The organism is Marinococcus sp. LNHM3E3-2.2 (genome assembly GCF_056034385.1).
The window spans coordinates 257711-280545 of sequence record NZ_JBQLIC010000004.1; the positions used below are offsets into that span (position 1 = coordinate 257711).

Annotated in this window: 26 protein-coding genes; 22 read left to right on the plus strand and 4 right to left on the minus strand. The window is 47.8% G+C overall.

The window, feature by feature from the left end; translation table 11 throughout:
- The first annotated feature begins 60 nt into the window (after positions 1-60).
- Genes ACTRXF_RS08090 through ACTRXF_RS08130 form a run of 9 tightly spaced genes read left to right on the plus strand, consistent with a single transcriptional unit; the run spans position 61 to position 7663 of the window.
- Positions 61-1287 carry an ABC transporter substrate-binding protein gene (locus ACTRXF_RS08090; RefSeq protein ID WP_474278631.1) on the plus strand — a complete coding sequence of 409 codons (1227 nt, stop codon included), beginning with the start codon at positions 61-63 and terminating at the stop codon, positions 1285-1287.
- Complete coding sequence (locus ACTRXF_RS08095) at positions 1268-2122, plus strand: ABC transporter permease subunit (RefSeq protein ID WP_474278634.1); 855 nt, start codon at positions 1268-1270, stop codon at positions 2120-2122. The genes ACTRXF_RS08090 and ACTRXF_RS08095 overlap by 20 nt, the downstream gene beginning before the upstream one ends.
- Before the next feature lies 1 nt (position 2123).
- Positions 2124-2906: an ABC transporter permease gene (locus ACTRXF_RS08100; RefSeq protein WP_474278636.1), complete on the plus strand. Its 783-nt coding sequence runs from the start codon at positions 2124-2126 to the stop codon at positions 2904-2906.
- A 12-nt stretch (positions 2907-2918) separates the two neighbouring features.
- The gene (locus ACTRXF_RS08105; RefSeq protein ID WP_474278638.1) at positions 2919-3839 is read left to right on the plus strand and encodes an ABC transporter ATP-binding protein; all 921 of its coding nucleotides are present in this window, start codon (positions 2919-2921) and stop codon (positions 3837-3839) included.
- 14 nt (positions 3840-3853) lie between these two features.
- Positions 3854-4003 carry a hypothetical protein gene (locus ACTRXF_RS08110; RefSeq protein WP_474278640.1) on the plus strand — a complete coding sequence of 50 codons (150 nt, stop codon included), beginning with the start codon at positions 3854-3856 and terminating at the stop codon, positions 4001-4003.
- A gap of 8 nt (positions 4004-4011) precedes the next feature.
- The gene (locus ACTRXF_RS08115; RefSeq protein WP_474278642.1) at positions 4012-4518 is read left to right on the plus strand and encodes a TVP38/TMEM64 family protein; all 507 of its coding nucleotides are present in this window, start codon (positions 4012-4014) and stop codon (positions 4516-4518) included.
- Positions 4515-5120: a CDP-alcohol phosphatidyltransferase family protein gene (locus tag ACTRXF_RS08120; protein WP_474261413.1), complete on the plus strand. Its 606-nt coding sequence runs from the start codon at positions 4515-4517 to the stop codon at positions 5118-5120. The genes ACTRXF_RS08115 and ACTRXF_RS08120 overlap by 4 nt, the downstream gene beginning before the upstream one ends.
- The gene (locus ACTRXF_RS08125) at positions 5107-6540 is read left to right on the plus strand and encodes a dihydrolipoyl dehydrogenase family protein (RefSeq protein ID WP_474278644.1); all 1434 of its coding nucleotides are present in this window, start codon (positions 5107-5109) and stop codon (positions 6538-6540) included. The genes ACTRXF_RS08120 and ACTRXF_RS08125 overlap by 14 nt, the downstream gene beginning before the upstream one ends.
- A gap of 25 nt (positions 6541-6565) precedes the next feature.
- Positions 6566-7663 carry an NAD(P)/FAD-dependent oxidoreductase gene (locus ACTRXF_RS08130; protein ID WP_474278646.1) on the plus strand — a complete coding sequence of 366 codons (1098 nt, stop codon included), beginning with the start codon at positions 6566-6568 and terminating at the stop codon, positions 7661-7663.
- A gap of 216 nt (positions 7664-7879) precedes the next feature.
- Here the strand turns inward: ACTRXF_RS08130 and ACTRXF_RS08135 are convergent, their stop codons facing one another.
- Positions 7880-9478, minus strand: a complete 1599-nt coding sequence (locus tag ACTRXF_RS08135) for a peptide chain release factor 3 (protein WP_474278648.1) — start codon at positions 9476-9478, stop codon at positions 7880-7882.
- A gap of 295 nt (positions 9479-9773) precedes the next feature.
- Between ACTRXF_RS08135 and ACTRXF_RS08140 the strand changes: the two genes are divergently transcribed.
- On the plus strand, positions 9774-10445 hold the full coding sequence (locus ACTRXF_RS08140; RefSeq protein WP_474261409.1) for a CAP domain-containing protein: 672 nt from the start codon (positions 9774-9776) through the stop codon (positions 10443-10445).
- 98 nt (positions 10446-10543) lie between these two features.
- On the opposite strand, the gene ACTRXF_RS08145 is transcribed toward ACTRXF_RS08140, so the two are convergent.
- Positions 10544-10852: a winged helix-turn-helix transcriptional regulator gene (locus ACTRXF_RS08145; protein ID WP_474261408.1), complete on the minus strand. Its 309-nt coding sequence runs from the start codon at positions 10850-10852 to the stop codon at positions 10544-10546.
- Positions 10853-11010: 158 nt separating this feature from the next.
- Here ACTRXF_RS08145 and wrbA point away from each other — a divergent pair, with 158 nt between their 5' ends.
- Complete coding sequence (wrbA, locus tag ACTRXF_RS08150; RefSeq protein ID WP_474261407.1) at positions 11011-11628, plus strand: NAD(P)H:quinone oxidoreductase; 618 nt, start codon at positions 11011-11013, stop codon at positions 11626-11628.
- Positions 11629-11682: 54 nt separating this feature from the next.
- On the opposite strand, the gene ACTRXF_RS08155 is transcribed toward wrbA, so the two are convergent.
- Entirely contained in the window at positions 11683-12588 is a 906-nt protein-coding gene (locus ACTRXF_RS08155; protein WP_474278650.1) for a hypothetical protein, read from the minus strand.
- Between the two features lie 361 nt (positions 12589-12949).
- Between ACTRXF_RS08155 and ACTRXF_RS08160 the strand changes: the two genes are divergently transcribed.
- The 3 genes from ACTRXF_RS08160 (at position 12950) to ACTRXF_RS08170 (ending at position 15094) form a co-directional block, all read left to right on the plus strand.
- Entirely contained in the window at positions 12950-13489 is a 540-nt protein-coding gene (locus ACTRXF_RS08160; protein ID WP_474261405.1) for an RNA polymerase sigma factor SigX, read from the plus strand.
- On the plus strand, positions 13486-14742 hold the full coding sequence (locus ACTRXF_RS08165) for a hypothetical protein (RefSeq protein WP_474278652.1): 1257 nt from the start codon (positions 13486-13488) through the stop codon (positions 14740-14742). The genes ACTRXF_RS08160 and ACTRXF_RS08165 overlap by 4 nt, the downstream gene beginning before the upstream one ends.
- A gap of 91 nt (positions 14743-14833) precedes the next feature.
- The gene (locus ACTRXF_RS08170; RefSeq protein ID WP_462867255.1) at positions 14834-15094 is read left to right on the plus strand and encodes a metal-sensitive transcriptional regulator; all 261 of its coding nucleotides are present in this window, start codon (positions 14834-14836) and stop codon (positions 15092-15094) included.
- Between the two features lie 357 nt (positions 15095-15451).
- Here ACTRXF_RS08170 and ACTRXF_RS08175 read toward each other — a convergent pair whose 3' ends face one another.
- The gene (locus tag ACTRXF_RS08175; RefSeq protein WP_474278654.1) at positions 15452-16234 is read right to left on the minus strand and encodes a rhomboid family intramembrane serine protease; all 783 of its coding nucleotides are present in this window, start codon (positions 16232-16234) and stop codon (positions 15452-15454) included.
- Between the two features lie 115 nt (positions 16235-16349).
- Between ACTRXF_RS08175 and acpS the strand changes: the two genes are divergently transcribed.
- The 8 genes from acpS to ACTRXF_RS08215 all read left to right on the plus strand — a co-directional run bounded on the left by acpS (position 16350) and on the right by ACTRXF_RS08215 (position 22783).
- Positions 16350-16715: a holo-ACP synthase gene (acpS, locus tag ACTRXF_RS08180; RefSeq protein ID WP_474278656.1), complete on the plus strand. Its 366-nt coding sequence runs from the start codon at positions 16350-16352 to the stop codon at positions 16713-16715.
- Between the two features lies 1 nt (position 16716).
- A complete protein-coding gene (locus ACTRXF_RS08185; RefSeq protein WP_474278658.1) occupies positions 16717-18258 on the plus strand; it encodes an NAD(P)H-hydrate dehydratase in 1542 nt (513 codons plus the stop codon).
- A gap of 15 nt (positions 18259-18273) precedes the next feature.
- Positions 18274-19425: an alanine racemase gene (gene alr, locus ACTRXF_RS08190; RefSeq protein ID WP_474278660.1), complete on the plus strand. Its 1152-nt coding sequence runs from the start codon at positions 18274-18276 to the stop codon at positions 19423-19425.
- 105 nt (positions 19426-19530) lie between these two features.
- Positions 19531-19818 carry a CopG family ribbon-helix-helix protein gene (locus tag ACTRXF_RS08195; protein ID WP_322527004.1) on the plus strand — a complete coding sequence of 96 codons (288 nt, stop codon included), beginning with the start codon at positions 19531-19533 and terminating at the stop codon, positions 19816-19818.
- Between the two features lie 316 nt (positions 19819-20134).
- Positions 20135-20980 carry an STAS domain-containing protein gene (locus tag ACTRXF_RS08200; RefSeq protein ID WP_474261400.1) on the plus strand — a complete coding sequence of 282 codons (846 nt, stop codon included), beginning with the start codon at positions 20135-20137 and terminating at the stop codon, positions 20978-20980.
- A 4-nt stretch (positions 20981-20984) separates the two neighbouring features.
- A complete protein-coding gene (locus ACTRXF_RS08205; RefSeq protein WP_022792604.1) occupies positions 20985-21341 on the plus strand; it encodes an STAS domain-containing protein in 357 nt (118 codons plus the stop codon).
- A gap of 2 nt (positions 21342-21343) precedes the next feature.
- Entirely contained in the window at positions 21344-21757 is a 414-nt protein-coding gene (locus ACTRXF_RS08210; protein ID WP_022792605.1) for an anti-sigma regulatory factor, read from the plus strand.
- Positions 21758-21769: 12 nt separating this feature from the next.
- Positions 21770-22783, plus strand: coding sequence for a PP2C family protein-serine/threonine phosphatase (locus ACTRXF_RS08215; protein WP_319632359.1), 1014 nt, complete (start codon positions 21770-21772; stop codon positions 22781-22783).
- The last annotated feature ends 52 nt before the right edge of the window (positions 22784-22835 follow it).

Genomic DNA, 22835 nt, shown 5'->3' on the forward strand with positions numbered 1-22835 from the left:
TGATAAAAGGGAAAAGAAAAAGCATGGAATAAGCACAAATGAAGGGAGAAATTGAAGCAGATGAATTGGAAAATAATCGCAGCCACGGGAACGATGCTTATCGCTGCAGGATGCTCCGGAGATTCAGAGGAAGGCGGGACGTCCTGGGAGGAAGAGGAGTGGGAGGATATTGAGGAAGAAGCCGCTGGAACGACCGTGGAATTACATATGTGGGGCGGGGACCAGGGAACCAACGAATACATAGATGAATGGGTGGCCCCGCGTCTGGAGGAGCAGTATGACATTACGCTGAACCGGAATCCAATTGAAACCGAAGATGCGCTGCAAAATCTTTATTCTGAAAAAGAAGCGGGTACGGAAGAAGGGACGATGGATATCGTCTGGCTGAACGGGGAGAATTTCCGCAACGCAAAGGAAAATGAGCTTTTATACGGTTCCTTTGCAGACGCTCTCCCTAACGTTGAAAATCATATTGATATGGAGGCCGATACAAACGCGTATGATTTCGGTACGCCGGTTGAAGGGATGGAAGTGCCGTGGGGGTCGGTACAGTTTACCTTTATGTATGATACGGAAAAGGTTGAGACGCCTCCGGACAGTATTGAAGAGCTGGCTGCATGGGTGAAGGAGAATCCGGGAGAGTTTACGTATCCGGAAGCGACCGATTTTACCGGTAACGCGTTTCTGCGTCATTTTATTTATAACAATGTCGAAGCCGAACAGGTTATTGAACAGGGCTATGATGAAGAATGGATCGATGAGCAAAGCGGCAGTATGTGGGAGACCCTGCGGGAAATGGAGCCGGATTTATGGAGAAACGGAGAGACATATCCATCGTCGCTCAGCCAGCTGGACCGGCTGTACCGGGACGGCGAAGTGTCTATGACCATGGGCTACAATGAAGCTCGGGCGGAAAGCCTGATCCAGGACGGCACGTTTCCGGAAACAACAGACACGTTTGTATTTGATAACAATTCGATAGGGAACACCCATTATCTGTCTATACCTTTTAACAGCACTAATGTACCGGGAGCGATGGCTGCGATTAATTACCTGGTGTCTCCGGAAGCCCAGCTGCAGAAACAGGCGCCGTCAATGTGGGGGGACAGCACCGTTCTTGATCTGGATACGCTCTCCGGGGAGATGCGCCAGAAGTTTATTGAACAGGACCGCGGGGATTCCGTGCTGGATACGGAAGTGCTGAACAACGCCTATCAGCCGGAAATGGATGCGGGCTATGTAGAGTGGACCGAAGACCGGTGGGAAAATGAAATTGTTCAAAGGTAAAAGCATGACAGTTATGCTTTTGCCGGCTCTTCTCGTTACGGCAGGGCTTTCATTTTACGCGGTCGCAGTACTGTGGACGCGGCTGGGCGCAGAAGGAAGTCCGTTAGTCATCCTTAATGAGATAGCTTCGCTGCCTGCTTTTTGGGAAAGCCTCAGCTTCAGTTTTGGAGTGACGGCCGTTTCCACCGTGCTTTCTTTAGGGATCGGAGTGATCGCATCTAAATTATTGTTTGGTAAAAAGCGGAGTGCCGGAGCTGGTTCGCTGTTCTGGGTCCCAATGGCTGTACCCCATTTTGTGGGGGCTTATCTTGTCATCTGGTTTTTTTCGCAAAGCGGATGGGCAGCCTCTCTGACGCAGCAGATGGGCTGGATCGACAATAGAACAGAGTTCCCTATCCTGACAAATGATACTGGCGGCATCGGTATTATTTTATCCTACGTATGGAAAGAGGTGCCTTTCGTGGTGCTGATGACAGCACCGGTATACCTTGAGATGAACAATTCGGTAAAACATGCAGTGGCGACGCTTGGCGGTGGGTCGTTCCGTCAATTTAAAGACGCGGAATGGCCTTATTTAAAAGCAGTAACCCTGGAAACAGGAGTAATCCTGTTTGCGTTTGTTTTCGGTGCCTTTGAAGTGCCGGGGCTGATAGGGGCAACCCGTCCGGAAATGATTGGTGTTACTATTTTTGAATGGTACAGCGGCGGAAACTGGGAGGAGCGTCCCTATGCCTACGCGGTATCGGCCTGGATCGGCGTGATATTCATTACTCTCAGCGCACTTCTGATGTGGTATACTCGCCGGCTGCGTATACGGATATGGAGGGGGGAGTAGCATGAAAAGAAAAGCAGCAGCAGCCGCTTTTGCACTTTGCTTTGCAGTCCCTTTGCTTGCGCTCATGGTGCAAAGCTTCGCTTCGGAATGGCCGTTTGGGGAGGTTTGGCCGACGGCCTGGACGCTCGACGGCTGGGGAGTGCCATTTGGCGACCCGCTGCTTGCCGAGGCCTGGGGACAGACGATTCTTATTGCCCTCTGCGTGGCGGCTCTGAACCTTGTGATCGGCATTCCGGCAGCCAAAGCGCTTGTTGTCCGGGAATTCAGGGGGAAAGAACTGATAGATGCCATGCTTTTAGTCCCTGTGCTTCTTCCGATTACCGCCCTTGCTGTCGGTCTGCACATTTTTGCTCTGCAAAGTGGTACCGCAAATACATGGTACGGGGTCGCTTTTTTTCATCTGCTTCCGACACTTCCATACACGATTCGTATCATTCGTGCCGGCTACGAGCGGATAGGAAGAAGTCAGTATGAACAATCGCGAAGCCTCGGTGGCGGGGCAGCCGCCAGGTTTTTGCTGATTGAGCTTCCCCAGATGACTGCTTCTGTGCGCACAGCTGTCTTTTTCGCCGTCGTAATTTCTGTCAGCCAATTTGCCCTGACTGTTATTATAGGAGGAGGAACGGTTACGACCATGGCGGTATTGTATTATCCGTATACAAACAGTGCGCCGCCGTCAGCAGTCAGTGCCTTTTCATTAATGACAGCCGCCCTGCCAGCGGCGGCTGCGCTTGCTGCTGACGGAGTACTCAGAATAAGTACGAAAATTTTAAAATCGTGGTAGGGGTAGGGAAATATGTCGTATGTGTCAGTTCAGAACGGAAGCAAGGTCTATCAGGACAATCAGGTGCTCCGGAACATAAACCTCGAGCTTAAAGAGGGGGAAAACCGAAGCCTGGTCGGTAAATCCGGCACGGGAAAATCAACACTTTTACGCTGTATTGCGGGTATTGATACGTTTTCAGGCGGTACGGTGATGATTGACGGGGCAAGTGTAAACGAAAGTCCCGCGGAGAAGCGTCCTGTCGTGTTAATGTTTCAGCAGCCGCTGCTTTTTCCACATTTAACGATTCTGCAAAACGTTACGTACGGTTTGAAGATGAAACGAATAACTAGAAAAGAACGCACGAAAGCCGGAAGGCAGCTGCTCGAAAAAATGGAGATAGGGGAGCTCGGGGCACTGTATCCGTATCAATGCTCCGGAGGCCAGCAGCAGCGTGCAGCTCTTGCACGGGCGATAGCTGCAACACCGAAAGTATTACTGCTTGATGAGCCGTTTTCGAGTCTGGACGCCTCTTTACGTAAAACAATGCGCCACTGGGTGAAAGGAATACTGGAGCAGGAAAACATCACCTCAATGTTTGTTACGCATGACCGCGAGGAGGCATTCGATATGGGAGAGAGTGTCAGTGTGATGGCCGGCGGAGAAGTTATAGAAACAGGTAATAGAGACAAACTGATGAGTGCGCCGGAGCGACAAGAGACTGCTTCTCTGCTAGCAGATGGATGGTGGTTTCCGGAGAAAGGCTTTGTCCCGGCCGAAGCTTTGCGGGTCACAAAGGAGGCGGGAAAGGGTTATGTCGCAGCTGAAGCAGGACCTGTAAAAAAACAGTACGGCCTGTGGATTCAGACATTTTATGAAGTTGGGGGAGTCCAGTCCGTTACCCTTGCTGTGAATGAACCGTTTCAGGGAAAAACATTTATAACCTGGATTTAAAAAGGGGGCAGCGTATGAGTATTAAAAGCATTATAAAATATGTGGTTTTTTTGACAGCTGTCGTGACCATTGCCTGGCTGAACGCCGAAGTATTCCGGTTCTCGCCACAGGCAGTACGGGATGAAATTCTATTACTCGGCGTATGGGCTCCAGTTATTACATAGCAGCCTGTATGCTCCGGCCGCTTATTTTATTTCCAGCTTCGATCATGTCGCTTGCCGGCGGTCTCGCCTTCGGTCCGGCTGCAGGCGTGATATACATTATGATTGGCGGGACCACCGGGGCCCTGCTAGCCTACGGACTCGGACGCCTTCTCGGGAAAGAATTGTTTCGGCCAAAAATTAAAGGGCGGATGGAAGTGTGGCGGAGGAAGCTCGAAGCGGAAGGCTTTCGGGGCACGCTTTTGATGAGGCTTCTGCCCGTCCTGAATTTTGACCTTGTCAGCTACGTATGCGGGCTGTCCCGGGTGCGCCTGTCCTCCTATACAGCAGCGACTGTTATTGGACTGCTGCCGGGGGCAGTCGGCTACAGCTTTTTGGGGTCGGGGCTGTTAACCGGGGAATGGAGATATATATTGAGCGCTGTCAGCGTTTTTGCCGCTCTTTTGATCGTGGTTGTCATTTTACGGAAAAAAGGGTATGAAAATAATATAAATAACATAAATGGGGAACTGCAATGATTGATACACACGCCCGGAAATGGGCAGACCCGGTTATAGACAAAACAGCCGATTGGTTTCTGAACCGGAGTTGGACCGCCAACCAGGTAACGGTTCTGGCATTTGGAATCGGCGTGCTTACAGGGCCGCTCATTTATTTTGACGCTGCATGGGCAGCCTTTATCTGTCTTTGGATATCAGGGTTTTTAGACACCGTAGACGGGGCAATGGCGAGAAAAACCAGGCCTTCTGCGTTTGGGACGGTGCTTGATATTACGTTTGATCGTCTTGTGGAAGCGAGCGTTCTGCTTGGACTTGCCTTCCGGTATCCGGATTTAATGTGGCTGCTTCTTCTGTTAAGTGTCTCCATATTGTTTTCGATTACCGTGTTTTTAACAGTGGGAAATATGTCGGAACGAAGCGGAGTCAAATCGTTTTACTATCAGGCGGGGCTCGCTGAGCGGACCGAAGGATTTATTTTGTTTTCCCTAATGATGCTTTTTCCAGCTTTTTTATTGTATTCCACTGCTTTATTTTTATTTGTCGAAACATTTACCGGCCTGCAGAGGCTGCTGGAAGCAAAACGATTATTAAAGGAGCAGGATGAGAATGCCGCAGATTGATTACGATTTAATAGTACTTGGGGGCGGGTCCGGCGGACTGACCGTCGCGTCGGGAGCAGCGCAGTTTGGCATGAAGACCGCTCTGGTCGATGACCGGGAAAATCTTGGAGGCGAATGCCTGCATGCCGGCTGCATACCTTCGAAAGCATTTGTGACTGTCGGACGGGAAATCCAGAACGCAAGAAGGGCAGCGGAAGAATTTGGTCTTCAGCTGGATGGAAATGCCAATTTTGAACAAGTGAAAAAAAGAGTGCGGGACGCTGTCGCTGAGGTGCAGGAGCTTGATGACATAAGCGAGTTCGAAGCGCTCGGGATTGATGTGTACATGCGGCGCGGTGAATTTATGGATTCCCATCATTTATATCTTGAAGATGGAAGTGTCATTGGAGGAAAAAGAATCGTCATTGCCACCGGCTCGAGTCCGAATGTGCCTCCAATTGAAAATCTGGAGCTTCTGCCTTACTACACGAATGAAACAATTTTCGAGGCTGAGAAGCTGCCGGAAAAGCTGGTGTGTGTCGGAAGCGGCCCGGTAGGTATGGAGCTTGCCCAAACGCTTGCACGAATCGGCTCTTCTGTGACGGCGGTAGATTCGGGGGATCGGATTTTCTCAAAAGAGGAAAAGGAAATTGCTGCACGGGCGCAGAAAGAATTAGAAAAGGAAATCCATTTTATTCCCAACACCCGGGTGGTAAGACTCGAAGAAGAAAATGGGCGCGTTTATGCTGTCACAGAAGGAGCGGCCGAACAGAAAATTGAAGCGGATGCGCTTTTGCTTGCGGCAGGACGTGTGCCGAACACAAATAACATAGGATTAGAAAAAGCAGGTGTGAGGGTAAAGAAAGATAGGAGCATCGACGTCTCGAATACAATGCAGACGTCTGTGCCGCATATCTACGCTGTTGGTGACGCAAGCGGAGGATATATGTTTACACATGCGGCCGGTATGGAAGGGCAGACTGTGGTTTCCAACGCTGTTTTCGGGCTGCGCCGGAAAATTAATTATAATGCGCTTCCCTGGGCGTATTATACTGAGCCGGAAATTTTTCATCTGGGCGTCACTGAGGAAGAAGCGAAACAGCTTGAAGGCGTAGATGCCCGTATTTACCGCATCGAAGGAAAACAGGTGGACCGTTTTCTGGCTGAAGGGGACCCGGTTCCTTTAGTAAAAATTATTACCGACCAAAAAGGAAACATTATTGGGGCTCATGCTGTCGGACGCCATGCGGCTGACTGGATGCAGCAGGTCACTGCAGCAAAAACGTGGAAGAAGAAGCTGCGGTCATTTTCAAGTGTCGTGTATCCGTATCCGGCTCACGGGGACATCGTGAAAAAAGCAGCGGATGAATACTGGCGGGAGGCTTTGTTTAACAGCCCCGTCAACAAGGTACTTAAAAAGTATGTAGCATGGTTTCGGTAATTGAAGAGACAGAGGAGGAAATATAGTGACTAAACGAGTAATATTCGTCGGAGCAGGCCACACCAATCTTTCCGTAATAAAAGAATGGAAGAAAAAGAAAAAAAACGTAGAGTGGATTCTTATTTCCCCGGGACAGTACCAGTATTATTCAGGTATGTATTCAGGCTATATGGAAGGACGCTACGCCATCGAAGATATTCGTGTTCCGCTTCGGTCGTTCTGTAATGAAAACGGCGGCACGTTTGTTTCAGCCAAGGTTACTTCCATTGATCCAGAGCAGAATATTGTTCTCACCAATGCAGGTAAAGTTATGCATTTTGACTATTTATCCGTAGATATTGGCGCCCAGCCGAAAGGTCTTGAAATTCCACATGTGCAAAAGCATGCGGAAATTTTAAAAGCCAACGAAAACTTCTCTGAAGCAATAGAGAGTGTCCGCACAAGTCATCATCCGGTTGTTGTCGGTGGTGGTTATGCTGGAATCGAGATGGCATTTACCGCGCAGGCATGGAGAAGTAAAAACAAGTTCCTGTCTCCGGTGAAAATTATTTCCGGGAGTAAGCTGCTTTCGGAGGACACAGATGAAACGCGTCAGAAGGTGTACGATCTTCTTGATAAAAGAGGGATTGAATACTTTGAAAACGAACAAGTGCACCGGGTGACAGACCGAACGGTGGAAACGGATTCGCTCTCCTTTCCGTATGAAGACCTACTGTGGATGACCGGCCCGAAAGCACCAGCCTGGTTTGAAGCCTCCCGACTGCCGGTCGATAGCGAAGGGTATCTGCTCGTAAACGAACACCTGCAGTCAGTAGCGTATCCGCAAATATTCGGAGTGGGCGACTGCGTTACCATCGCGGGACATGAAGACATTCCGAAAAACGGAATCTCAGCTGTCAAAGAAGCTCCTGTGCTTCTTGAAAACATCAAGCGTTCTCTGAAAGGCAAAAAGCTGACCAAGTATTCGCCACAAAAAAATTATATGGCAATTTTAAATCTTGGAAGTAAGCAGGGGCTGATGATTTACGGTGACAAAACCCGTGCTGGCAAAGCACCGTTTAAAATCAAGCACCGGATCGACAAAAAATTCATCAAAGAACTACAGCCATCAAGAAAAGCGTAAGAAGCCGGGTAGTGGCGCGGGATCTGGAAGCTCTTTTGCCAAGTGGTTCTTTCACTTGGCAAAAAGAGCTGAAGAGACCTGCCGCCACTGGCTTCTGGAGCTGGACATCAAGAAAAGCGTAAAAATCCGGGTGAAGACATGAAATAAAAATTCTTTGTATAACGCAAAAAAACGGACTGCCTCTTGATGGAAAGGCAGTCCGTTTTTGCTATCTTTTTACGTCGTCTGGCTGGAAACGAAATAAGAGTTTTCGTGGAAGGAAATATCAGGATATTTGTCTTTGGCCATGTTTAACTGGAACTCATTTTCAAATAGGGCAACTAGCCGGCCATTCCGGTCGAGAGCCAAATTCTTTTGTTTTCTGGTAAAGGTGTTCATTGCCTCTGCTGGTCCATCGATCCACCTGGCGACTGACAATGGAAGATTTTCCATTTTAATATGGGCGTTATATTCATTATTCAGCCGGTGCTCGAGTACTTCAAACTGAAGCACGCCGACAACGCCGACAATCTGCTGCTCCGGCACCCGCTGATACGTTTTAAACAGCTGGATGGCGCCTTCTTCGGTTAACTGCTGCAGTCCTTTTTCAAATGATTTGTGCTTCATTGCATCTTTAACAGAAATGGCAGCAAAGTGTTCAGGAGAAAAGTGTGGCATTTCTTCAAAAGAAAATGTGCCTGATTCTGCAAGCGTGTCGCCGATTCGGAAGGTCCCCGGATCGTACAGGCCGATAATATCGCCGGCGTATGCCTCCTGGACAATACTGCGGTCCTTGGCAAGAAACTGTGTTGGCTGGTGAAGCTTCATGTTTTTGCCGATACGGACATGATTGACCTGCATACCTGGAGAATATTTGCCTGAAGTAATTCTCATAAAGGCGATCCGGTCCCGGTGTTTTGGATTCATGTTCGCCTGAATCTTGAAAATAAACCCGGAGAAATTGTCACTGAGCGGGGAAACAAATCCCTGATCGCTTTCCCTTCCGACAGGAGCCGGCGCCCATTCCATGAAATATTCCAGGAAATTCTGCACCCCAAAGTTCGAAACTGCGCTCCCGAAAAAGACGGGAGTGAGCTCGCCGCTTTTGATGCGTTCTTCATCATACGCATCCCCGGCTACATCGAGAAGTTCAATTTCCTCCTGAAAGGCAGCGAGGAGCTGTGGATCGATACGTTCCTTCAGCTTAGGATCGTCGGTGCCGTTTACGTAAACGACTTCCGTCTGGGACGGGGAATCCGGGTTAAACCATTCTACTTTTTTGGCATGGCGGTCGTATATGCCGTGAAAGTCCTGGCCCATACCAATCGGCCAGTTGACCGGGTATGAACGGATACCTAAAATGTCTTCCATTTCTTCCATCAGCTCGAACGGGTCCCGCCCCTGGCGGTCCAGCTTATTAATAAATGTGAAGATAGGAATGCCTCTCATGCTGCAGACTTTGAAGAGCTTTTTGGTTTGTGCCTCGACCCCTTTGGCTGCGTCAATAAGCATGGTTGCCGAATCGGCCGCGGTCAGCGTACGGTACGTATCTTCACTGAAGTCTTCGTGGCCGGGAGTGTCGAGAATATTGATGCGGTGCCCTTGATAATTAAACTCCATTACAGAACTTGTGACAGAGATCCCGCGCTGCTTCTCAATTTCCATCCAGTCACTTGTAGCATGACGCTGGTTTTTCTTGCCTTTAACGCTTCCGGCTTCACGGATAGCGCCCCCAAAGTACAGAAGCTTTTCCGTTAAGGTCGTTTTACCGGCGTCCGGGTGCGAAATAATGGCAAACGTCTTTCGGGATTCGATTTCGTTTTTCCATGTAGCCATTCGTTATATCCATCCTTCGTTTAAATTTGCTGATAATCTGCCCGCGTTCGTAAGCACTCTTCCTATCTTAATAGATAATCTTAGTTTTCGGCAACAACAAGGAGGGTAGAGTACCATAGTAATTATTTTGATAAGGAAAGTTTTAGATTTAATTAATGTAAAATATAGTACAATAGCCGCAAAAATTTGTAAAATTCCTTTGAAATGTTTATTTTCAAGAAATTAATGGTAAAATTTTAATATAACGTTATCATTTATATATTTAGTTATCTATCTTTTATAAGAGGTGAATGAGATGAGATTTAAAAGAACAGCAGTTGTCGGTGCTCTGTCAGCAACACTTATTTTCCCTTTAACTGCTTTGGGGCAGGATACATACACCGTAGAGTCAGGAGATACTTTATATACGATTGCTGAAGATCACGGTGTAAGCGTTGATGCACTTATGGAAGAAAACAGCAGCATTGAAAATCCTGATGTGATTAATGTAGGCCAGAGTATTGCTATTCCGGGAAGTGAAAGTGACTCTTCTTCAGAAAGCAGTTCCGCTGAAACTTCAGATGCAGTTTCTTCCCAGAGCGAGTCCGAATTTGAACAGGAAGTTGTTCGTCTGACGAATGAAGTTCGGGCAGAAAATGGACTTGCACCGGTGGAAGCGGACAGCTCCCTGCAAAGCGTAGCAGATGCGAAGTCCCAGGACATGATTGAGAATGATTATTTTGCCCATGAAAGTCCGACCTACGGCAGTCCTTTTGAAATGATGCAGGAATTCGGCGTAAGCTATGAGGGCGCAGGTGAAAACATTGCAGCCGGGCAGGATACGCCGCAGGACGTTGTTGATGCTTGGATGGATTCCCCGGGTCACCGTGATAACATCCTCAATCCGGACTTCACGCATATTGCGATCGGCTATGAAGAAGGCGGAGAATACGGTCAATACTGGACGCAGATGTTTTTGGAAAAATAAAGAATCAGGGAAAAGCGGCTGCTTGAAGGCAGGCGCTTTTTTGTGTTTAAATCACGAAAAAAGCAGGCTTTTCCTGCATGAAAAGTACCTGCTTTTTATTAAACCCAGGCCTCAGCCCAGTCCTGGATGGCATTAATGACCGGTTCGAGATCCTTACCCTTACTCGTCAGCTGATACTGGACGCGCACAGGCTTTTCCGGAAATACGCTGCGTTCGACAATCCCTTTTTCTTCAAGCTCTTTTAGCCGTTCGGTAATCAGCCGGTCGCTCATATCCGGAATCTCTCTTTTTATATCTTTGAAGCGGAGTGGTCCCTGAAGAAGCACAAGGATTAATAGGCCCGTCCATTTTTTGCCGAGCAGCTCCGCTGCAAATTCATATTTTGGGCAGATGGAAGTCTTCTGCATAATAGTTCACCTCTTTATGAACATAGTACCACAAAATCATTGTTTCGTAGAGGAGGGGCTGGGGTATAGCTTGAAGGGTGAGTTGACAGTACAAATGTTTTCATGTACTTTCGAAAAGTAAGTAACTTTATAAATATAAGTAATAGGAGTGTTTTTTAATGAGTAAAGTATTGGTACCGTTTTACAGTTCTTATGGACATATACATGAAATGGCAAAGGCAGTAGCGAAAGGCGCAGAAGAAACAGGTGCAGAAGTACGTGTCGTAAGAATTCCCGAATCGCAGATGGCTAAGGAAGGTATGTCTACGCAGGAAGCGTATGTAGAGGCGCAGAATAAACAGGCAGATATTCCTGAAGCTACAACAGACGATCTCGTATGGGCTGACGGCGTTGTTTGGGGTATCCCAACACGCTTTGGCAATATGCCGGCTCAGGTTAAGCAGTTTATGGACGCAGCTGGCGGCCTGTGGGCAAACGGTTCGCTTGAAGGCAAGGTAGCAGGAATCTTCACGAGCACAAACACAGCTCACGGCGGTCAGGAAACAACAATTATAACGTCGATCGTACCGCTGCTTCATTTTGGATTCATTTTTGTTGGTCTTCCATACGGGGAAAACCCGGAAATGACTGAACGTGACTTTGTCGGCGGAACGCCATACGGTGCCTCTACGCTTGCTGGTCCGGACGGTACCCGGATGCCAAGCGAGGGTGAATTGACAATGGGCGGCCGTTTAGGCGCCCGCGTTGCAAAAGTGGCAGAGAAATTGGGCAACTAATAGAAAGCAAAAAAAGCGTCCGCGTGTGCGGGCGCTTTTTTTATATACCTGGCGTTAGTTACTGCCATAAAGCTCCGAAGGATCCGTCGCTTCGATAGGCTGGTTGATTTCCCGGTGCCCGTAAAAGTCCGTGACAACTTCGCCGTCAATAAGAATCTGAGTCTGACCATATCCAAACTGGTCCATTAACACTGCCAGCTGTTCTACAAATGCGAGCTCGAGAGTGCTTCCGACTGTAGTGGCTTCGAGGACAGAAGGTTCAAAGGAAACAAAGGCAGTGTTGTCTTTAAATTCGACAAACTGTACTTCGGTTTCTACTGGAAGCGGACTAACGGCATCTTCTGTTTCAGGGCCGTCGAGCCATGCCTGCACAGCTTCAAACGGCAGATCATTTTCAGACGCTGCTTCAAGGCTGCGGGTTTCAGAAATTGTATTCATCAAATCGCTGTCGAGGTAGTAAACAGTTACTTCTTCTGTTACAGCCTCTTCTTCAGAAGCTGAGGTGCTGTTAGCTTCTGTATCTGTAGTTTCAGCAGTCTCAGTAGATTCTTCGGAAGCTGCTTCTTCACTGTTGGCCGTTTCTTCAGAAGCACTTTCTTCTGCCTCATCATCCTCCGGTAAAGTACCTTCCGATGAAGCATCTTCGCTGGCAGTGTCTTCGGATTCCGTATTTCCTTCTTCATTTTCTGTGGCAGTATCTTCTGTAGAGGCGCTGTCTTCAGCGGAAGCGTCGTCTTCTGCTGCTTCATCAGTTTCGGAAGCCGTATCTTTATCTTTCTGTTCTTCATTCTTTGCACTGTCATTTTCTTCATTGTCTTCATTTTCTTCTCCGTTAGCTTCAACGGAGGCTGTTTCAGTTGCTTTTTCACTGTTTTCCGCGTTTTCGCTATTTTCGGTGCCGCAGGCGCTGAGAGTAATAACGGCTGTGGCGGCAACTGCTAAAAATGAGAATTTTTTCATGGAATCCCCCCAGGTCAAATATTAAATTTAGTTTACAATTAATACAATGTTGTTACATAATTATACCATGTTTCAAAATAAAGAAAGGTTCAAATCCCTCAAATGAACATAAACAGGACTTTACTAATGTTAAATCAGAGTGTGAAAGCGGTGGGGGGTTTTTCGGAAAAAACCGTGGAAATGCTATAATAATGCGAAGTATTTTGCTAATATCTTAGAAAGTATCAGCAGAAAAATTAAATGTTGAATATACATAAACAGAAAATGGATGGAAGCGTAATTTCTTTTCCGCCTTCCATTAATAAAATCAACGGTGTAACTAAAAAAGACAGGGAACGTCTACATTAAGGAAGTGTTCATCATGCATGATGAGTTTGAAAGGCTATATGAACAATATCATCACTCCCTTTTCCAATATTTATTTTATATGGTCCGAGATCGTGAAACAGCCGAGGAGCTGGTCCAGGAAGTTTACATTAAAGTGCTGCATTCCTTTGAAACGTTTGAAGGCAAAAGCAGTGAAAAAACCTGGCTTTATTCTATCGCCAGACATGTCGGCATAGACTGGATCCGCAAGCAAAACAGAAAGAAGCGGAAATGGCTGGGAGTACTCGGTCCTTTATCAAAAGAGGAAATGCGGGACCCGGCGCCTCTTCCAGATGAGATTCTCACTGCGAAAGACGATGTGCGTGAAATTTATGAATGCATGAAAGCGTGCTCCCCGGATCAGCGGCAGGTGCTTATGCTGCGTTATGTGGAATCGCTTTCGATCAAAGAAGCAGCTGAAGTGCTCGGATGGTCAGAGAGTAAGGTGAAAACGACACAGCACCGGGCCGTGAAAAAAATACAGGACTTGATGGAAAACAGGGAAAATTTAGAAGAAAGGAGGGCAGGAGAGTGAAGAAGCATAATCGTTCCATGGAACGGATTGAACATTCATTAAAGCAAATGCCCCGGGTGCAGGATAAACGATCCAAAGATGAAATTTTCCATAATATTCAGGATCGGCTGGACTCAAAGAAAAGACACCGTACGCATCGGCGATGGCCAGCCCCTGTTTTTACCTCGGCGGCAGTTCTCCTACTAGCGATACTTATCGTTCCGGGAATATGGTGGACTTCGAATCAGACGGCTTCCCCTTCTCAGGAAGAGAACGCTGAAGATGAGAATGAGGCCGGAGATTCAGAGTCAGCCGAACAGCAGGAAACGGAAAATAAAGCTGAAAACGATACAGACAACGGAGTGCCTGAAGAATCTGAGCCGGCGGGTAGTGGTACTGAAGAAGAAAGCCCGCCGACAGTTCAGGAAGATACGCAGGAGAACGAAGAAATACCGGATGGGTATGTATCTGCGCTTACTAAAGAAGAAGGCAGCGGCAGTGTGAATGCTGTGACGATCCCTTTTGAAAGTGTACAGGATTCGGTTATTGTCCCATTAACATTTACAGCAGAAACGGATCTGAAAGAGCTTTTGAATTTTATTACGGAAGAAGTAGACGGAAATGAATTCGGGCTCGGTCCTGCTATGACTGAAAAAGTCTCCTGGGAAGATGCAGAGAACGGCAGGCTTGAAGCAGCAGTATCCTCCGAAGCTACGGCTTTGGAAGCCGGCCGGATCGAACGTGGCATTGAAGAGCTTGCCCGTTATTTAGGGGAAAAAGGTATAGAAGTATCAAATATCCCTGATGAAGACAACGGAAATGAAGAAGAAATAGACGTCCGGGACATTGATGAGAATCGTGGCTATTATTTATATGATGTAAATGACGCCTCTTATTTAGTGACTGGTGAAGGAGCGGGTGTTTCTACAACAAATGAAAACGGGTCTTTGCTTTCTTTGGAGGAAACGCTGGTGAAAATGAACGAAGGACCTGAAATTTCTGAAGTGAGAGCTCCTATCCCCGGCTCTCTTACTGTAGGAAATGTGGAAGGCGAGGGTGAATCAGTAACTATCAGCCTGGCTGGCTCTCTTGAGGATACGTCTGTGGAAGTGCAGCAGGCGATGATTGACGCGGTGGGACTGGCGGCAGCTGACTTTGGATATGAATCCATAAAGTTTATCTCTGAGAACAGTGACTCACTTGGAGAAGTGCCGCTCAACCAAAAATGGGAAGTCCCTGCAGCTCCTAATACGATCGGGTGGAAAGCAAGCTGATTGAAAATTTATTAGAGGGTGTAGGAAATTACCAATTATTTCATGTATAATTACAATGTACATTTTAAATACATTGGAGGCCGCTTAACTCATGGAATATGATGCCAATATTAAAAACAGACTCCGCCGTGTCGAAGGGCAGGTGCGGGGTGTTCTTCGGATGATGGAAGAAGGACAGGACTGCCGGGATACTGTAGGGCAGATGTCAGCTGCTCGTTCTGCGATGGACCGTGCAATCGGTGTAATTGTCAGTGAAAACCTGGAACAATGCATGCGTGAACAGATGGAACGTGGGGAAGATACCAGTGAATCTGTCCAGGAAGCTGTCAATCTGCTCGTAAAAAGCAGATAAACGAAAAAGAGGCCACTTCTGCGGGAAGGGCCTCTTTTCTATCTGGGGAAAGCAGTTATTATATGGAGAGAATTATCCCGCGCCACTACCAGGCTTCTTGCGCTTTTCTATGCCCAGCTACGCCCCGCAGTCGCTTATTCCGTTGGCCGCCCTTACTTCCTTGGCTCTGGCCAAGTCCAGCCAGGAGCGGGCCAGCCGTATAAGGCTCCTGTACCGCGGTGCTTCGCTTTTCTTTCTGTCCAGCTCCAGAAGCCAGTGGCAGCAGGTCTCTTCAGCTCTTTTTTCCAAGTGAAAGAGCCACTTGTCAAAAGAGCTTCCAGATCCCACGCCACTACCCGGCTTCTTGCGCTTTTCTTTTTACATCAGCGCGGCGATGACGAGCTGGAGCACCCGGAGAAGCACGGCGCCGACAATGACGTAGGCGGCAATTAAAGCGATTCGTCTTCCTACTTTCTGGGCAGTAACCGCGCGTACTTTCCGGCGCGGCCTGCGAATGTCGGAAGAAGGCCCAAATCCCTGGGAGAAGTAAAAGGGAACTGCGTTTTTTAAAAACATAGGAATCAGTCCGAAACCGGCAACGAATCCAAATAGGTGCGCCCATATATTGACGCCGGAATTCAAAAGGGTGAACACCATGCCTATCACAAGGAGAACAATAACTATCTGGGCGCTTGAAGGGTCGATAAGATGCCGGCGGTTCATCATAATAAATACATAAGCTCCAAAAAGCCCATAAATGGCGCCGGAGGCACCCAAATGTGACAAGTAGAGCGAACCGAAAAACAGTGTAGCAATATTTCCAATAACTCCGGCTGTTAAATAAAATGTCAGAAATTTGAGCCGGCCGAGCATGAATTCAAGCGGCGGTCCGAAAAGCAGCAGCGCAAAGGAGTTAAAAAGCACGTGCCCAAAAGACGTATGTAAAAAAACTGGAGTAAGAAGGCGCCAGTAGTCTCCGCTCTGAATAGCGAAGTTGTTGCCAACCATCAAATAATAAATAACTTCCCCGAACGGAATCAGGCCGTTCGTCCATTCCGAAAGATTTACCCAGAAAAACAATAGCAGGTGGACTGCTAATATAATTGAGATTACGGGGTAGCGTCTTATAAATGTGGAAAAAGTTTCATGGCGGATAAACAAGTGGGTTAGTCCCCTTTCTGGTGACGGGTATACTAAAGTGTATAAGTATGTACGGTCAGTGTAGCATGAATAAATAGAGGAATACACGAAAAGCGCTGCGGGAAGGGAGAAAGTAATGATTAAAGGAATAGGCGTTGATATCATTGAGTTAGAGCGGATTGAACGCTCTTTAGAGCAGAAAAAATTTTTGCCGCGAATTTTAAATGAAGATGAATTACATGCCTGCAGACATTTTTCCGGCAAACGGCTGATAGAATTTACAGCAGGAAGGTTTGCTGCCAAGGAAGCATTTGTAAAGGCAGCAGGCACCGGCATCTCTTCGCAGACAGGCTTTCACGATATTACAGTGAGTAATGGAGAGCGGGGGGAGCCGCTGCTCCGCTGCGAAGGCTATGAGGCTTATATTATCCATGTTTCCATCAGTCACTCGCGGGACAGTGCGGTTGCTCAGGTTATTATTGAAGAAAGGGGCGGCGAATAGGATGCAGATCGTAACAAGTAAAGAAATGCAGCAGCTCGATCAATACACCATCGAAACACTTGGAATGAAAGAAGAACTGCTAATGGAAAATGCGGGACGGGCGGCGGCAGCTGCCATACATGATATGTATCCTGAAGCGCGTAAAGCTGTTATCTTTGCAGGGAAGGGAAACAACGGGGGCGATGGTTTCGTTATCGGCAGGACACTCTCCTCTCTCGGGTGGGAGGTTTCTGTGTATCTGCTGGCAGAAGAGGAGGCCCTTTCCGGAGGAGCGCTTTATCATAAAGACTTGTACCGAGCCTGCGGGCTTCCGCTGAAAGCAGGTACCAGCGTGCCTGAACCAGAATTGCCGGAGGAAGGGATTATCTATATTGATGCAATGCTTGGAACCGGAATTTACGGAGAGCTGAAGGAGCCTTTTTATTCTGCAGGAAAGTGGCTGAACAGAATAACAGCACCGGTTGTAGCTGTAGATATTCCTACGGGAGTACCGGCGAATGAGGAAGAACTTCCCGGTATGGCGGTGAATGCAGACACTACAGTAATTCTTGAAGCTCCTACACTAAGCACGTACCTGTATCCGGCGAGGCACTATTACGGTGAAATTCGAATTGTGCCGATTGGCGTACCGCAAGCTTCCTGGAAGGCATTGGATCAGCAAAGACAGACGTGGGATCTGACTGACGCAGCCAAAAGTCTGCCGGAACGGACGCAGGAGTCCCACAAGGGCGATAACGGCAAAGGGCTGCTGATAGCAGGGGCCTATAATATGCCCGGCGCTCCGGCCATTGCTTCGAACGCCTGCCTGCATGCCGGCATCGGCCTTCTGACCACAAGCGTACCGGAATCTGCATTGAGCGCCGTCGCCTCTCATGTGCTAGAAGCAACCTACTTTCCGCTGCCTGAAACGGAGGACGGTCAGGTCGCCGATTTACAGGAAACGCCGTTTCCGTGGGACGGCATGGACGGTGTTGCAGCCGGCTCCGGGCTTGGCCGGACAGAAAGCACGAGAGTATTAACGAAGCGGCTCCTGACAGAGACACAAACGCCGCTCGTGCTGGATGCAGATGGACTTTATTTTCTGCCGGAGCTGGAGAAGGAAATGATAAACAGAGAATACCCGCTGATTTTGACCCCGCACCCCGGTGAAATGGGCCGCCTCACGGGCCTTTCGCCAAAGGAGGTCAATGCAGAGCGGTTTACGGTTTCACGCGAATATGCAAGTGAATTCGGCTGCTATCTTGTGCTGAAGGGGCCAAACACGATTATTACAACCCCTCAAGGCAGGCAGTATGTGAGTACCAGCGGCAGCAGTGCCCTGGCCAAGGGAGGATCCGGGGATGCACTGACCGGCATCGTGCTTGCGATGATGCTTCAGGGTCCAACAGTGGAAGAGGGAGTTTGTAATGCAGTCTATACACACGGATTGGCTGCAGAAATTGCGATAAATGAAGGGATATCGGATTATTCTTTTACTGCATCCAATTTGATCGATTATCTGCCGAAAGCCCTGACCTTCATTCAGGCACAAAAGAAACGATAGAAAAGAGGAGTCATCATGGCGTTTTCCAGCGAATCCTACCGGGACACGTGGGTGGAGATCAATACAGAAAACATTAAATACAACATCCGTGAAGTGCGGAAGCTTCATACAGATAACGTGGCCGTAATGGCCGTAGTGAAAGCGGATGGCTACGGACACGGGGCGGCGGCAACTGCAAAGGCAGCAGCGGAGGCGGGAGCCTCCTATTTTGGGGTGGCGCTGCTTGAAGAAGCGCTTGAACTGCGGGAAGCCGGCATAGAACTGCCTATCCTCGTGCTTGGAAGAACGCGGCCGCAGGACGCCCCAGTGGCCGCCCGCCACGATATCCGGCTCACGGTCTTTCAGGAAGAATGGCTAAAGGAAGCCTCCCGGCATACAGCCGGAGAAGCTCTTTTCATTCATATGAAAGTAGATACCGGCATGGGCCGTCTGGGATTGATAAATGACGAAGAAATCTCTTCCTTTTTGGCCGCGGTAAACCGGATTCCCTCTATAGAATTGGAAGGTATGTATACGCATTTCGCTACTGCTGATGAACTGGAGACTGCTTATTTTGAACGGCAGTATGCCCGTTTTTCCCGGGTCGTTGCCCTGGTGCAGCAGCTGGGGAGCGCTCCCCGCCTGATTCACTGCGGTAACAGCGCAGCGGCTATGCGTTTTCCGGAGCGCTGCTTTAATATGGTCCGGTTCGGGATTTCAATGTATGGATTGACCCCCGCAGCAGATATTACCGGGCATCTTCCATTTACACTTAAGGAAGCATTCACGCTTCACAGCCGCCTGACTCAGGTGAAAGAAGTGCCACCGGGCACGAGTATCAGCTACGGCGCAACCTATACCTCCACGGGAAATGAATGGATAGGTACTGTGCCTATCGGTTATGCAGATGGCTGGCTGAGAGCGCACGCTGAAAATCAGGGGGAGGTATTGGCAGGAGGCTTTCGCGTACCTATTGTAGGGCGCATCTGCATGGATCAGATGATGGTTCGGCTGCCGCATGAATTTCCGGTGGACACGGAAGTGACACTGATTGGCAGCCAGAAAGAGGAAACGATCAGCGTCACGGAAGTAGCCGGCCGTCTTGGAACGATTACATATGAAGTTCCCTGTACCATCAGTAAACGTGTCCCCCGGGTATATACTCCCGAAAACAGGTTTGAACCCTGATTTTATGAAAAACGCGCTTTGCAAACAGCATATAGAAATGCTATTATGAATTAAGTAATGATTAAGGGATGGGAATCTAAAAGGGTCAACCTGGAGGTGTGTGGAGTGCATCAGAAAAGCACTAAGCAGATTAAGGTCAGCCTGCCTGACTATCTTCTTGACGAACTTGATGGAATGATTGAAGAGGGGCAGCAGAGCTCAAACCGCAACGAATTTATTCATCAAGCCACGGAGATGTATTTAAAAGAACGCCAACGTCTGGAGTTTCAAGAAGCGATGAAGCAAGGGTATGAAGAAATGAGCAGTATCAATTTAAATATTGCTGCTGAATCATTTGAGGCAGAAACAGAAGTGGATCACTCTTTGAATCGCCGATTGCTTAGCGGAATCTGAAACACTCGAAATTATATTTCTTCTTTTAAAGAAACAGAGATGAATAAAAAAGCTGCTTGCCTGTCTATGAAAGGCGGGCAGCTTTTTTATTGTAATAAATTTTATTCAGGAATATATATGATTGCAGCCATAATTGTTTGCGCTAAAGTATTATACATGGAATAATACTAAATAGAGTATGATAGTGTACAGGTGTGCCATTAACAAACTATGCGGTACAAAACAATACAAAGTATGCACCAGTCCGGGCATTAACATATAAAAATTATCCCCGCCCATAAAACGGAAATGGACAGACTAGATGGAGGAATTCACGATGCATTCATCTGTAGTGCAGGCCATCAATGACCATCAGGAACAGCTGGTTTCCAAATGGAAAGAAGAGATGGCCCGGGTTCAGGAAGAATATTTTAAAAACTCCCTTCCTGATGATTTAGTATTCACAAACAACGAAGAATTTATTGATGTGCTGTACAGCTCAGTCCGTTTAGAGCGGTCGGAAGCCAAAAGTAAAATCAAGAATTTTGCGGAACGGCTTATCCAGACCGACTGGCCGCTGAGCTATTTTACGCAGGGAATGCAGGTGTTCCGGCGCATCGTTACTGCCTACATTGTGCCATATATTAATAACGCAGACGAAGACAGCGTGCGCTTGATTGTAGAAGTGGAAGAATGGGTGGATGCGATCGTGAACCAGCTGGTTGATGATTATTCCGATTCGTGGATAAAAACACTCGAAATTCAGCAGATGGCTCTAAATGAACTTTCTGCTCCTCTTATTCCTGTCTTTGAAAAAGTCAGTGTCATGCCATTGATTGGAGCGATTGACACCGAGCGGGCAAAGCTTATTATGGAGAATTTGCTCGACGGGATTATTCAGCATCGTTCCCAGGTAGTTTTAATTGATATAACCGGTGTGCCGGTAGTAGATACGATGGTGGCAAACCATATTATTCAGGCCTCTAAAGCGGTGAGGCTGGTAGGGGCGGAGTGCATTCTGGTCGGTATCCGCCCGGAAATTGCCCAGACAATTGTAAATCTGGGCATTGATCTGAGTACCTTCCCAACGAAAAGCAGCCTGCGCAAGGGCATTGAATCAGCGCTTGAGCTGACGCAGCGCAAAATGGTTCAGATAGAGAATGGAGCAGAATGGAGGGCATAAGTCGATGCGGATTCCAATCTTAAAACTAAGTCATTATTTATTAATTTCAGTGCAGGTAGATCTAGATGATCAAACAGCTCTTCAGTTTCAGGAAGACCTGCTGAGTAAAATTCACGAAGAAGGCTCTACAGGCGTAGTGATTGATTTAACCTCCGTGGATATGATTGATTCATTTATCGCCAAAGTGCTGGGCGACGTCGTGGAAATGTCCAATTTAATGGGAGCGAAAGTTGTTCTGACGGGCATCCAGCCGGCAGTGGCGATCACTCTGATAGATATGGGCATTATGCTTGAAGAAGTACCAACGGCACTAGATCTTGAGCAGGGACTTGAGAAACTTCAACAGGAATTGGAGGGGTAAGCATGAGTATCCAATCCAGTGTTGAAGTGCAGACCGAATGGGGAATTGTATCAGCCAGACAGGCCGGACGAAATTTAGCTAAGGAAATAGGGTTTGGCGGTGTGGATCAGGCGCGGATAACGACAGCCATTTCAGAGCTGGCAAGAAACATCTACCTGTATGCTGAAAAAGGGGAAATCGTTATCGAAGCAGTGGAAGAGACCAGGGGGACCCAGAAAAAGAAGGGCATAAAGATTACAGCCAAGGACCGCGGCCCTGGCATTAAGAACATAAGAGAAGTAATGGAAGACGGATATACTACTTCGGGTGGTTTAGGAGCCGGACTTCCAGGAGTGAGAAGACTAATGGATGATTTTGACGTTGACTCCGTAATGGAAGAGGGTACAACGATAACGGCAATCAAATGGCTCCGTTAAGGAGGAAAAACGTTGGCTGAGTCGAAAGAATTGTTACATGATCAGTACGCGAATATTTTACGGGCGTATTTAGAAGAGCAGAGCGAACAAGGGCTTTATTATGCCCAGCAGTTCAGTAAAAGAGTGCTTGAGGAGCAGATTTCCCCGGAAGAAGTGGTCAGCCTTCATTTAGAGGTGCTCGAGGAGTTCTTTCCGGATCTTCCTAAAGGAGCTCATGAATCATTTGAGCTTCTTCTTGAGGTAATGATGGGATACGGACTGGCGTACCGGGAACACCAGAGCCTTCGTGATAAAACAAAGGAACTCGAAGCAGAAATTAACGTGGCTGCTAATATGCAGCAGACGTTTCTTCCGGATGAAATCCCACACGTAAATGGTTTGGATGTGGGGGTTCTAAGTGTGCCCGCTTCGAAAATGAGCGGTGATTATTATCATTTCGTTAAAGACGACCACGACTGTGTCGGTCTTGCGATTGCTGATATTATCGGTAAAGGGATACCGGCCGCTTTATGTATGTCGATGATCAAGTATACGATGGATAGCTATCCGGAGCAGCGTTTGCAGCCCGGGGCTTTACTTGAAAATGTGAACCGTGTGGTGGAGCAGAATATTGCCTCGAACATGTTCATTACGATGATGTACGGCTCGTATGATTCACGCTCCCATCAATTTAACTATGCAGGAGCGGGGCACGAGCCCGGTTTCTACTATAAGGCAGCTGAAGATACGTTTGAAGAGCTTCATGCCAAAGGCATCGTTCTTGGCATTAAGCGGAACACTAACTATAAGGAATATCAACTCACGGTGGAGCCGGGAGATTTTGTTGTGCTCTTATCAGACGGCGTTACTGAATGCAGAACCGACGACGGCTTTATTGAGCGTGAAGCTATTACGCGACTCATCCGTACGTATCAGCATCTGCCTGCCCAGGAAATTGTAAATCACGTATTCTATGAACTGGAAAGAGCCCAGGGCTTTCAGCTTCGTGACGACTTTACATTGATTATACTGCGCAGAAATGTTTAACCAGATTGTAATCTGGGAAAAATGAAAAGGATGCACAATTAAAAAATCGTAA